This is a genomic window from Pseudomonas sp. KH_046_2, assembly GCF_057838985.1.
On the sequence record NZ_CM174480.1, the window covers coordinates 5,133,385 to 5,146,624 of the forward strand.

The 13,240-nt window shown below is 61.1% G+C and carries 9 protein-coding genes; all 9 read left to right on the forward strand.

The genetic code is table 11. The annotated features are described in order from the left end of the window. Positions 1-159: 159 nt before the first annotated feature. The 9 genes from AC3IX1_RS23280 (at position 160) to AC3IX1_RS23320 (ending at position 13,233) form a co-directional block, all read left to right on the forward strand. Positions 160-1,476: a nucleotide sugar dehydrogenase gene (locus AC3IX1_RS23280; RefSeq protein WP_489385972.1), complete on the forward strand. Its 1,317-nt coding sequence runs from the start codon at positions 160-162 to the stop codon at positions 1,474-1,476. Between the two features lie 95 nt (positions 1,477-1,571). Next, positions 1,572-3,053, forward strand: a complete 1,482-nt coding sequence (gene alg8, locus AC3IX1_RS23285) for a mannuronan synthase (RefSeq protein WP_489385973.1) — start codon at positions 1,572-1,574, stop codon at positions 3,051-3,053. 36 nt (positions 3,054-3,089) lie between these two features. Beyond that, entirely contained in the window at positions 3,090-4,259 is a 1,170-nt protein-coding gene (locus AC3IX1_RS23290) for a PilZ domain-containing protein (protein WP_489385974.1), read from the forward strand. Positions 4,260-4,274: 15 nt separating this feature from the next. Next, positions 4,275-5,777 (forward strand): alginate biosynthesis TPR repeat lipoprotein AlgK, encoded by a 1,503-nt coding sequence (algK, locus tag AC3IX1_RS23295; protein ID WP_489385975.1) that lies wholly within the window; start codon positions 4,275-4,277, stop codon positions 5,775-5,777. Beyond that, on the forward strand, positions 5,774-7,258 hold the full coding sequence (locus AC3IX1_RS23300; protein ID WP_489385976.1) for an alginate export family protein: 1,485 nt from the start codon (positions 5,774-5,776) through the stop codon (positions 7,256-7,258). Before algK ends, AC3IX1_RS23300 begins: the two co-directional genes overlap by 4 nt. A gap of 26 nt (positions 7,259-7,284) precedes the next feature. After that, positions 7,285-8,862 carry a mannuronan 5-epimerase AlgG gene (gene algG, locus AC3IX1_RS23305; protein WP_489385977.1) on the forward strand — a complete coding sequence of 526 codons (1,578 nt, stop codon included), beginning with the start codon at positions 7,285-7,287 and terminating at the stop codon, positions 8,860-8,862. 10 nt (positions 8,863-8,872) lie between these two features. Beyond that, on the forward strand, positions 8,873-10,324 hold the full coding sequence (locus tag AC3IX1_RS23310; RefSeq protein WP_489385978.1) for an alginate O-acetyltransferase: 1,452 nt from the start codon (positions 8,873-8,875) through the stop codon (positions 10,322-10,324). An 8-nt stretch (positions 10,325-10,332) separates the two neighbouring features. Next, the gene (locus tag AC3IX1_RS23315) at positions 10,333-11,454 is read left to right on the forward strand and encodes a mannuronate-specific alginate lyase (RefSeq protein WP_489385979.1); all 1,122 of its coding nucleotides are present in this window, start codon (positions 10,333-10,335) and stop codon (positions 11,452-11,454) included. 213 nt (positions 11,455-11,667) lie between these two features. Next, positions 11,668-13,233, forward strand: a complete 1,566-nt coding sequence (locus AC3IX1_RS23320) for an MBOAT family O-acyltransferase (RefSeq protein ID WP_489385980.1) — start codon at positions 11,668-11,670, stop codon at positions 13,231-13,233. The last annotated feature ends 7 nt before the right edge of the window (positions 13,234-13,240 follow it).

Sequence of the window (13,240 nt, forward strand, 5' to 3'; positions counted from 1 at the left end):
GAGTGCATTTATTTAGACACTCGTAACTTATATGCCAGCACGCGGCATCATTGTGCCTGTAAGGCGCACTTGCGAGTGCACTATCACCGCTGAACACCATTAACTCCGGCCATCTAATGGCTTGATGAATACAGGCTTGATAACAGAGAGGTAATTGCGATGCGCATCAGCATTTTTGGTTTGGGTTATGTCGGCGCAGTATGTGCCGGTTGCCTGTCTGCACGGGGCCATGACGTCGTTGGCGTCGATGTGGCCAAAGACAAGATCGACATGATCAATGCCGGCAAATCGCCGATCGTTGAACCGGGCCTGGGTGAGCTTCTGGCCCAGGGCATCCAGACAGGTCGTCTGCGTGGCACCACCAACTTCGCCGAGGCGATTCGCGACACCGACCTGTCGATGATCTGCGTGGGCACGCCGAGCAAGAAGAACGGCGACCTGGAGCTGAACTACATCGAGGCAGTATGCCGCGAAATCGGTTTTGTCCTGCGTGACAAGGCCACCCGCCACACCATCGTCGTACGCAGCACCGTGCTGCCGGGCACCGTGGCCAACGTGGTCATCCCGATTCTCGAAGACTGCTCCGGCAAGAAGGCCGGCGTTGATTTCGGCGTGGCCGTGAACCCTGAGTTCCTGCGCGAAAGCACCGCCATCGCCGACTACGACCAGCCGCCAATGACCGTCATCGGCGAATTCGACAAGGCGTCCGGCGACGTTCTGCAATCACTGTACGAAGAGCTCGACGCACCGATCATCCGCAAGGACATCGCCGTCGCCGAGATGATCAAGTACACCTGCAACGTGTGGCACGCCACCAAGGTCACCTTCGCCAACGAAATCGGCAACATCGCCAAGGCGGTCGGCGTCGACGGTCGCGAAGTGATGGACGTGGTCTGCCAGGACAAGACCCTCAACCTGTCCCAGTACTACATGCGCCCGGGCTTCGCCTTCGGCGGCTCGTGCCTGCCAAAAGACGTGCGCGCCCTGACCTACCGCGCCGGTTCCCTGGACGTGGAAGCGCCGTTGCTCAACTCGCTGATGCGCAGCAACGAATCCCAGGTGCAGAACGCTTTCGACATCGTTTCCAGCCACGACAAACGCAAAGTCGCCCTGCTGGGCCTGAGCTTCAAGGCCGGCACCGACGACCTGCGCGAAAGCCCGCTGGTAGACCTTGCGGAAATGCTGATCGGCAAGGGCTACGACCTGAGCATCTACGACAGCAACGTCGAGTACGCCCGCGTTCACGGTGCGAACAAGGACTACATCGAGTCGAAGATCCCTCACGTCTCCTCCTTGCTGAACTCCGATTTCGACGCGGTGATCAACAACTCCGACGTGATCATCCTCGGCAACCGTGACGAGAAATTCCGCGCCCTGGTGCAGGACGTTCCACACGGCAAGCAGGTGATCGACCTGGTCGGTTTCATGTCCAAGGCCACCAGCACCAATAGCCGGGCCGAAGGCATCTGCTGGTAAAGCAGCCGCAAGCTTCAAGCTCCAAGCCGCAAGTTCAAAGCTCCTCGCTTGGGGCTTGAAGCTTGGGGCTTGCAACTGACTTTAGGATTCCGATTATGCACAGGCTAAAACACGGCCTACTCCAGGCCGCCGGTTGGCTGTTCTACCTGAGTTTACTGATGGGCCTCGCCATGGCGTTGCCCGTGTCCACGTTCGACTCCGAGTCGAAGGACTTCATTTTCCTGATTGGCGCCGTGGGTATCTGGCGCTACTCGATGGGTGCCACCCACTTTGTGCGCGGCATGATTTTTCTGTACATCGTCTACCCGCACCTGCGGCGCAAAGTGCGCAAGCTGGGCAAAGCGGCTGACCCGTCCCACGTGTTCCTGATGGTCACCAGTTTCCGCATCGATGCCCTGACCACCGCGCAGGTCTACAGCTCGGTGATCCGCGAAGCCATCGACTGCGGCCTGCCGACCACCGTGGTCTGCTCCATCGTGGAAATGTCCGATGAGCTGCTGGTCAAAAGCCTGTGGAACCGGATGAACCCGCCGTCCCGGGTCAAGCTCGACTTCGTGCGCATTCCCGGCACCGGTAAACGCGATGGCCTGGCCTACGGCTTCCGCGCCATCTCCCGGCACCTGCCGGATGACCGCGCCGTGGTCGCCGTGATCGATGGCGACACCGTGCTCGGCGAAGGCACGGTGCGCAAGACCGTGCCGTGGTTCCAGCTGTTCGGCAACGTCGGCGGCCTGACCACCAACGAGTTCTGCGAAGTGCGCGGCGGCTACATCATGAGCGAATGGCACAAGCTGCGTTTCGCCCAGCGTCACATCAACATGTGCTCGATGGCCCTGTCCAAGCGCGTGTTGACCATGACCGGGCGCATGTCGGTGTTCCGTGCCACCGTGGTCACCAACCCGGAATTCATCGCCGACGTGGAAAGCGACTCGCTGCAACACTGGCGCCTGGGTCGTTTCAAGTTCCTCACCGGCGACGACAAGTCGAGCTGGTTCAGCCTGATGCGCCTGGGCTACGACACCTTCTACGTGCCCGACGCCGCGATCAACACCGTCGAGCATCCGCCGGAAAAGAGCTTCATCAAGGCCAGTCGCAAGCTGATGTTCCGCTGGTACGGCAACAACCTGCGGCAGAACTCCCGGGCCCTCGGCCTTGGGGTGAAACGCCTCGGTGCGTTCACCTCGGTGGTGCTGTTCGATCAGCGCGTGTCGATGTGGACCTCCCTGCTCGGCCTGACCGTGGCGTTGATCGCCAGCTTCAAGTACGGCACCGCGTTCATCCTGGTGTACCTGCTGTGGATCGGCATCACCCGGTTCATCCTGACCTTGTTGCTGTCGTGCTCCGGACACCGGATCGGCCCGGCCTACCCGGCGATTCTCTATTACAACCAGATCGTCGGCGCGCTGGTGAAGATCTACGTGTTCTTCCGCCTCGACCAACAGTCCTGGACCCGCCAACCCACTTCTCTGACCCGTGATCTCGCCAGCTTTCAACGTTGGTTCAACACCTGGTCGTCTCGGACCATGACCTTCTCTGCCGGCAGCATTTTTGTCGCCGTGCTGCTGTTGATGGTCTGACCGAACTCGCCTGAATTAACTAGGAAAACGCCCCCTATGAATACCGCCGTCAACGCCAACGTAGTGCACGAATCCGAAGCCCAGCGCCAACACGCCCGAGTGAAAATCCCGGCGAAGTTGCGTTTCTTCGGCCCTGACCGGACGCCGGTCGAAGCCCGGGTGATCGACCTGTCCGCCGGTGGCCTGGCGTTCAACGCCGGTCAGTTGCCGCTGAAGATGGGTGACGTGTACAAGGCCCGCCTGCAATTCGTCATCGACAACCTCGGCCTGGCCATGGACGTCGAGTTGCAGGTCCGCTCCTTCGACCGCGAGACCGGACGCGCCGGCTGCCAGTTCCAGAACCTGGAACCACGGGACATCTCGACTCTGCGCCACCTGATCACTTCGCACCTGGCGGGCGACATCGTCAGCGTGGGTGAAATGCTGGCGACCCTGCAGCGCGACAACTTCACCAAGGCACGCAAGACGAAGGACGGCGGCCACGGCATGTCCGCTTTCGGCCGCCTGAAAGCCGTGACCTTCAGCCTGGGGATCTTCGTTGTCGGCGTGGCTGCATTCGGCTTTGTCTTCAAATCGGTGTACGGCATGTACTTCGTCAGCCATGCCCAGGCCGGTCTGGTCAGCGTGCCGGGCGTGAACATCACCATGCCCCGCGACGGCACCGTGCAGAGCCTGGTGAAAGCCGACGGCGTGGCCGCCAAGGGCGCACCACTGGCGACCTTCAGCACCAGCATGCTCGACGTGCTCAAGGGCCATCTGGACGAAGACCAACTGCAACCGGCCAAGGTTGCAGAACTGTTCGGCAAGCAGATGACCGGCACCCTGACCTCGCCTTGCGACTGCACCGTGGCCCAGCAAATGGTCGCCAACGGTCAGTACGCCAGCAAGGGCGACGTGATCTTCCAACTGGTCCCGCGGGGCGGCGAAGCCAATGTTGAAGCGCGCTTCTCCTATCGCCAGTTCGGCGACGTGCGCCCGGGTACTTCGGTGCGCTTCCAGATCGCCGGCGAGGACAAGAGCCGCACCGGCAAGATCGTCAGCAGCACCAGCCTGAAAAGCGCCGATCTGTCTTCGGACATCCGCGTGCTGATCCAGCCGGACGAAACCCTGGACAGCTCCCTCGCCGGCCGCCCGGTGGAAGTGAACAGCGACCGTGGCCCGAACCTGAACTGGCTGATCGACAAAGCCATGGCTGTCGGTCTTTAAGTCGAGGACATGCCTGTGACTACTCCAACCCTCAACGCGCCGCCGACCCTGTGGGAGCGAGCTTGCTCGCGATGGGATCGACGCGGTTTGTCTGATGCACCGAGTCGCCTGCTTCGCGAGCAGGCTCGCTCCCACACTGGATTGATGGTGTGCTCGCTAGCATTGGCGGTGAGCCTGGCCGGTTGCGCCGGCCTGCCCGACCAGCGCCTGGCCAACGAAGCGCTCAAACGTGGCGATACCGCCACCGCAGCGCAGAATTACCGGCAACTGGCAGACCTGGGCTACAGCGAAGCGCAGGTCGGCCTGGCCGATATCCAGGTCGACAGCCGTGACCCGGCGCAGATGAAACAGGCCGAGGCGACTTACCGCGCCGCGGCCAGCGTTTCGCCCCGCGCCCAGGCACGCCTCGGTCGCCTGCTGGTGGCCAAACCCGGTTCCACCGAAGCGGAACAACACGAAGCCGAAACCCTGTTGAAAAAAGCCGCTACGGCAGGCGAAGGCAACACGCTGATCCCGTTGGCGATGCTGTACCTGCAATACCCGCACAGCTTCCCCAACGTGAATGCCCAGCAGCAGATCAGCCAATGGCGTGCCGAGAACAAACCGGAAGCGGGTCTGGCGCAGGTGCTGCTCTATCGCACCCAGGGGACCTATGACCAGCATCTGGATGACGTGGAAAAAATCTGCAAGGCCGCGCTCAACACCAGCGATATCTGCTACGTCGAACTGGCCACGGTCTATCAGAAACAGGCCAAGCCAGAGCAACAGGCGGAGCTGATCAAGCAGATGCAAGCGGCGCACGCCCAACGCACCGTTTCGGCGCAGCGCGTCGACAGCGTCGCCCGCGTCCTCGCCGATGCCTCCCTGGGCAAGACCGACGAGAAAACCGCGCAGTCGCTGCTCGAACCGATCGCACCGGGTTACCCGGCGTCGTGGGTCACCCTCGCGCAATTGCTCTACGACTTCCCGGAACTCGGCGACGTCGACCAGATGATGAAGTACCTGGACAACGGTCGCGCCGCCGACCAGCCCCGCGCCGATCTGTTGCTGGGCAAGCTCTACTTCGAAGGCAAACTGGTGCCGGCCGACGCCAAGGTCGCCGAAGCGCATTTTCAGAAAGCCGTCGGCCGTGAAGTCGCTGCCGATTACTACCTCGGCCAGATCTATCGCCGTGGCTACCTGGGCAAGGTCTATCCGCAGAAGGCCCTCGACCATCTGTTGACCGCTGCGCGAAACGGCCAGAACAGCGCCGACTTCGCCATTGCCCAACTGTTTTCCCAAGGCAAGGGCACCAAGCCTGATCCGCTGAACGCCTATGTCTTCAGCCAACTGGCCCTGGCCCAGAACACTCCGCAAGCCACCGAGCTTGCGCAAACAATCCAAACGCAATTGCCGCCCGACCGGTTGGCCGAAGCCCAACGCCTGTTGAAACAAGAACAGGCCGTGCGCGGTGCCCTGAGCCCGAACACGCCGGAACTGCATGCCCTGCAAGAAGAAGTTGGCGAGGAATCCCAATGAAGTTGAATCCATTCATGAAGGCCGGCATCGGCCTGACATTCGCGCTGATCTGGTCTTGCCCGACGCTTGCTGCGATGACTGAAGAAACCAAGAACTTCGGCCTGGACGTGAAAATCACCGGCCAGTCCGAAGACGACCGTGACCTCGGCACCGCCGACGGCGGCGACGTCAACGGCGTCGGCCTCGACCTGCGTCCGTGGGTCTACGGCGAAAGCGGCGCGTGGAGCGCCTACGCCATGGGTCAGGCGGTGACGTCCACCGACATCATCGAGACCGACACCCTGCAACAATCCGATGGCGCCGAGAACACCGACAACGGTGATCGCGAGACCAAGAAGAACTACCTGGCCATGCGTGAGTTCTGGGTCGGCTACAGCGGCTTCACGCCCTACCCCGGCGAGATCCTGAAGTTCGGTCGCCAGCGCCTGCGCAACGACGACGGCCAGTGGCGCGACACCAACATCGAAGCCCTGAACTGGACCTTCGACACCACCCTGCTGCGCGCCAACGTCGGTATCGCCGAACGCTTCAGTGAGTACCGCACCGACCTCAAGGAACTCGCGCCAGAGGACAAGGATCGCCTGCACGCTTACGCCGATGCGGCGTACCAGTGGACACCGGGCAACTGGGTCGGCATCCGCGGCCACCACACCCACGACGACGGCAAACTCGACTACCCACAACCGGGCGTGCCGAGCGATTCGCTGGACAAGAAACAGAACGGTGACATCAGCTGGCTCGGCCTGACCGCCGACAGCGACGCCTACAACTGGCGCAACACCAACACCATCAATTACTGGGGCAGCATCACCGGCATGAGCGGCGACCGCGACACGGTCAACCCGCTGAACGCCGATGGCACCGCTCCGGCACAAGCCAAGCGCAGCGGCGATGTCGATGGCTGGGCCACCGACCTGGGTGTTCGCCTGCGCCTCGATCCGCAATGGCAAGTCGGTGCGGCCTACGCCCGTGCCAGCGAAGACTATGAACAGAACGGTCTGGAAAGTAACCGCTCGAACTACACCGGTACCCGCTCGCGCGTGCACCGTTTCGGCGAGGCCTTCCGTGGCGAAATGAACAACATGCAGAGCGCCACCCTGTTCGGTTCGTGGATGCTCAACGACGAATACGACGCCAGCCTGATCTACCACAAATTCTGGCGCGTCGACGGCAACAAGCCGGTCGGCAGCAACGGCATCGACGCCGTGCAGAACAACACCGACGACGTGACCGGCGCGATCCTCTCCAGTACTTCCCTGCCGCTGAACGATGGCGAGAAAGACCTGGGTCAGGAGATGGACCTGGTGGTCACCAAGTACTTCAAGCAAGGCTTGTTGCCGGCGTCGATGAGTCAGGCGATCGATGAGCCGTCGGCCCTGGTGCGCTTGCGTGGCGGTGTGTTCAAGCCAGGCGATGCGTACGGCAAGGAAGTCGATTCGTACATGCACCGCGCGTTCATCGACGTGATCTGGCGCTTCTGATGCACATTGCGAAGGGAGTCTCCCAGATGAATCATCAAGCCATAAAGGGCTCGATCAGCCTGCTGGCCGGCGCGATGCTGCTGGCCAGTGCGACTGCCTTCGCCAATGTGGAGCCAGTTGCAAAGCCGGCGACCGTGGCCAAGGAACTGCAACAGGCCAAGACCTATACCGTCAGCAGCGCACCGACCGCGCCGCTGGAACTGGCCACGCCGAAACTGCCGGACGTTTCCGGCTACACAGCCGAAGCCATCGCGGCAAAAATCGTGCGCAGCAAACCGGGCAAGATCAGCGTGCGCCGGATGATGCAGGAAGACGCCCTGAAGGACTTCATCGGTGGCGACAACAAGATGGCCGAGTGGGTGGTGCGTCAGCACGGCATCCCCCAGGCGATTTTCGTCGACGATGGCTACATGAACCTCAAGGACCTGGCGAAGAAGCTGCCCAAGCAGTACTTCAGCGAAACCTCGCCGGGTGTGTTCCTCTCCCGGCTGCCGATCGTTGTCGGTCGTCACGGCATCCTGGAAATCGACAAGCAGACCCAGGAACTGCGCCTGTCCCAGGAGGCCGGTGCGTTCCTGGTCAACGACGGCCAGCTGTTCGTACGCGATACCAAAATCACTGGCTGGCGCGAGAAGGACAACGGCCCGGCGACGTTCAACTCGCCGAAGGAGTTCCGTCCGTTCCTGCTGTCCTGGGGTGGTACCGAGACCTACATCGCCAACAGCAAGATCGCCAGTTTCGGCTATGCCAACAGTAAGTCCTACGGCGTAAGTATTTCCCAGTACACGCCGAACATGGCCAAGGTACTCAAGCGCCCTGAGCCGACCGGCTGGATCGTCGGCTCCGAGTTCTCGGACATGTGGTACGGCTTCTACTGCTATGAAACCCGCGACTTCGTGGTCAAGGGCAACACCTACAAAGACAACATCGTCTACGGCATCGACCCGCACGACCGTTCCCACGGTCTGATCATTGCCGACAACACGGTGTACGGGACCAGGAAGAAGCACGGGATCATTATTTCCCGTGAGGTCAACGACAGCTTCATCTTCAACAACCGCAGCTACGACAACAAGTTGTCGGGCCTGGTGATCGACCGTAACAGCGTCAACAACCTGATCGCTCACAACGAGATCTACCAGAACCACACTGACGGCATCACCCTCTACGAGAGTGCCGACAACCTGCTGTGGGGCAACAAAGTCGTCAGCAACCGCCGCCACGGCATCCGCATTCGTAACAGCGTGAACATTCGCCTGTACGAAAACGTCGCCATGGCCAACGGCCTGACCGGTGTCTACGGGCACATCAAGGACCTGAGCAACACCGACCGTGACATCAAGCTCGACCCGTTCGACGCCCAGGTGTCGCTGATCGTGGTCGGCGGTGAGCTGGCGGCCAACGGCAGCGGGCCGCTGTCCATCGACTCGCCGTTGAGTGTCGAGTTGTATCGCGTGTCCATGCTCGCCCCGACCAAATCCAGCGGTATCAGCTTCACCGGCATTCTTGGCGAGCGCCAGGATGAAATTCTCGACCTGCTGGTGCGCCAGCAGAAAGCCGTGCTGATCGACCCCGTCGAACGCCAGACCGAAATGCGGGACTGAGGATAATCTTATGCACCCACACTTGATCAAATTACTCAGCCTGTCGGCCCTGACCGCCGGCATTCTCGCGGCCAGTGGCGGCGCGCGTGCCGATGAAGTTCAAGCACCAAAGTTCACTGCCGAACCGTGCTGCAGCCTGTGCCCGGCCGCCCACGACGCGAAGAACTACACCACCCGTTATCAGCAGAACTTCACCACGCTGGTACAGGCCCAGGGCGACTGGCTGTTCCGTACGCAAGAAGACTTGCGCACCGAATTCGACACCACGCCCGCTGGCTACAAACGCATGAAACAACTGCACGATGCGTTCAAGAGCAAAGGCGTGGAACTGGTCGTCGTGTACCAGCCGAGCCGTGGCCTGGTGAACCGCAACAAGCTCAACCCGGCGGAGAAGGCCAGCTTCGACTTCGACAAGGCGCTGAGGAACTACAAGTCCATGCTCGGTCGTTTCGCGCAGATGGGCTACGTCGTTCCGGACCTGTCGCCGCTGACCAACGAGTCGTTGCCCGACACCCTGCCCGCCCACGACTTCTACTTCCGTGGCGACCAGCACTGGACCCCGTACGGCGCCCAGCGCACGGCGAAAATCGTCGCCGAGAAGGTCAAGCAATTGCCTGAGTTCGCCGACATTCCCAAGCGCGAATTCGAGACCAAAAAGTCGGGTCGCATGGGCAAGACCGGCACCTTGCACAACATGGCCGGCCAACTCTGCGGCACCAGCTACGCGATCCAGTACATGGATCAATTCACCACAGAGCCGAAGGGCGAAGCGGGCGATGGCGACTTGTTCGGCGACTCCGGCAACCCGCAAATCACCCTCGTGGGTACCTCCCACAGCGGCAAGAACTACAACTTCGCCGGCTTCCTCGAAGAGGCCATCGGCGCCGACATTCTCAACGTGGCGTTCCCCGGCGGCGGCCTGGAAGGTTCGATGCTGCAGTACCTAGGCAGTGACGAGTTCCAGAAGAACCCGCCGAAGATTCTCATCTGGGAATTCTCGCCGCTGTACCGCCTCGACCAGGAAACCATCTACCGCCAGATGATGGCGCTGCTGGACAACGGTTGCGAAGGCAAGGATGCACAGATGTCCGGCAGCGCCACGCTCAAGCCGGGCAAAAACGAGTTGATGGTCAACAGCAAGAACATGGACCTGCGCAACGCTAGCCATCAGGTCGATATCCGCTTCGCCGACACTTCGGTGAAAACCCTGCAAGCCACCCTCTGGTACATGAACGGTCGCCACGAGGACATCAAGATCGACAAACCGGAAACTTCCGATACTGACGGGCGTTTCGCTTTCGAGTTGCGCACGGACGAAGACTGGGCCTCGCAGAACCTGCTGGCCGTTGAAGTCCAGGGCCCGGAGCAAGCGGGTGCCGCGCCACAGAAAGTCGAAGCGAAAATCTGCAAACGCAACGTATTCCCGGGCGCCGAACAGCGTACTGCTTCGGTCGGGCAATGAGGTCTGCTATGCGCTATCCGAAATTTTCAACACTGTTGGCACCGACGCTCTTGAGCCTGGCGATGTTCGCCGGGGCCACGCAAGCGGCTGCGCCACTGCGTCCACCCCAGGGCTATTTTGCGCCTGTGGATAAATTCAAGACGGGCGACAAGAGCGACGGCTGCGATGCAATGCCGACGCCGTACACCGGCTCGTTGCAATTTCGCAGCAAGTACGAAGGTTCGGACAAGGCCCGCGCGACCCTGAACGTGCAGTCGGAAAAAGCCTTCCACGAGAGCACCGCCGACATCACCAAGATCGAGCGCGGCACCAGCAAGCGCGTGATGCAGTTCATGCGTGACGGCAACCCTGCACAACTGGAATGCACACTGAACTGGCTGGCTACTTGGGCTCGGGCGGATGCATTGATGTCCAAGGACTTCAACCACACCGGCAAGTCGATGCGCAAATGGGCGCTGGGCAGCATGGCGTCGGCGTATATCCGCCTGAAGTTTTCCGACTCCCACCCGCTGGCCACCCATCAACAGCAAGCGCAGTTGATCGAAGCCTGGTTCAGCAAGATGGCCGACCAGGTGGTCAGCGATTGGGACAACCTGCCGCTCGACCAGACCAACAACCACTCGTACTGGGCGGCGTGGTCGGTGATGGCCACTTCCGTCGCCACCAACCGCCGCGACCTGTTCGACTGGGCGGTGAAGGAATACAAGGTCGGCGCCAACCAGGTCGACGCCGACGGCTACCTGCCCAATGAACTCAAGCGTCAGCAACGGGCCCTGGCCTACCACAACTACGCCCTGCCGCCGCTGGCGATGATCGCCAGTTTCGCCCAGGTCAACGGCGTGGACTTGCGTCAGGAAAACAATGGCGCACTCAAACGCCTGGGTGACCGGGTACTCGCCGGGGTGAAGGATCCGGATGAGTTCGAGGAAAAGAACGGCAAGGAACAGGACATGACTGACCTGAAGGAGGACATGAAATTCGCCTGGCTCGAACCGTTCTGCTCGCTCTACACCTGCTCGCCCGAGGTGCTGGCGAAGAAGCACAAGATGCAACCGTTCAAGAACTTCCGCCTCGGCGGTGACCTGACCAAGGTCTACGACCCGGCCAATGAAAAAGGCAAGGGTTCCTGAAGCCAAACACAGATCCCCTGTAGGAGCGAGCCTGCTCGCGAAGCGGTGTGTCAGTCGATATCAACGGTGAATGTCAGACCGTTATCGCGAGCAGGCTCACTCCTACAGGTTCAGTGTCGAGTTTGAGATTTGTGAGTTAGCCCCCCGGTTTTTCTTGGGGGGTTTGGGGGGGCCGTTGGCCCTTGATTGTTGGTTAAACATGGAGAGATCGGGATGGTATTTTCATCCAACGTGTTCCTGTTTCTGTTCTTGCCGATCTTCCTCGGCTTGTACTACCTGAGCGGGCAACGCTATCGCAATCTGCTGCTGCTGATTGCCAGTTACGTGTTCTACGCCTGGTGGCGTGTGGACTTCCTCGCACTGTTCGCCGGCGTCACGCTGTGGAACTACTGGATCGGCCTGAAAGTCGGCGCCGCCGGGGTCAGGACCAAACCGGCGCAGCGCTGGCTGCTGCTCGGCGTGGCCGTCGACCTGTGCATCCTCGGCTACTTCAAGTACGCCAACTTCGGCGTCGACAGCATCAACGCAATGATGACGTCGGTGGGCCTTGAGCCCTTCATCCTGACCCACGTGCTGCTGCCGATCGGGATCTCGTTCTACGTCTTCGAGTCCATCAGCTACATCATCGACGTCTACCGTGGCGACACCCCGGCGACCCGCAATCTGATCGACTTCGCGGCGTTCGTGGCGATCTTCCCGCACTTGATCGCCGGCCCTGTGTTGCGTTTCCGCGACCTGGCCGACCAGTTCAACAACCGCACCCACACCCTCGACAAGTTCTCCGAGGGTTGCACGCGGTTCATGCAGGGTTTCATCAAGAAAGTCTTCATCGCCGACACCCTGGCGGTGGTGGCCGACCACTGCTTCGCCCTGCAAAACCCGACCACGGGCGATGCCTGGCTCGGCGCGCTGGCGTACACCGCGCAGCTGTATTTCGACTTCTCCGGTTACAGCGACATGGCCATCGGCCTGGGCTTGATGATGGGTTTCCGCTTCATGGAAAACTTCAAGCAGCCGTACATCAGCCAGTCGATCACCGAGTTCTGGCGGCGCTGGCACATCAGCCTGTCGACCTGGCTACGTGACTATCTGTACATCACCCTCGGCGGTAACCGTAAGGGCACGCTGATGACCTATCGCAACCTGTTCCTGACCATGCTGCTCGGTGGTCTGTGGCACGGCGCGAACATCACCTACATCGTCTGGGGTGCGTGGCACGGCATGTGGCTGGCGATTGAAAAAGCCATCGGCCTGAACACCTCGCCACGCAGCATCAACCCGATCCGCTGGGCACTGACCTTCCTGCTGGTGGTGATGGGCTGGGTGATCTTCCGCGCGGAAAACCTGCACGTTGCCGGGCGCATGTACGGCGCGATGTTCAGCTTCGGCGACTGGTCGCTGTCGGAACTCAACCAGGCCAGCCTCACCGGCCTGCAAGTGGCGACCCTGATCGTGGCCTACGTGACCCTGGCGTTCTTCGGCCTGCGGGATTTCTACACCAATCAGCCTCCGGTCAAGACCAAGCCTGCCGTGAACGTCGACACCGACGGCCCGGCCGCTGCGACACCGGGAACGATCAAGGCCGTGCCTGGGGATAACCCGGCAAGCATCCACCAGCCTGGCTACACCGTCGGCGTCGAAGCCCAGGTGCAACCGGCCTACTGGACCGCTGACTGGTCGCGCTACGTGTTGCGTGCGCTGGTGCTGCTGCTGTTCATCGCCTCGATTCTCAAACTCTCGGCGCAAAGCTTCTCGCCGTTCCTTTACTTCCAGTTCTGAGGGATCT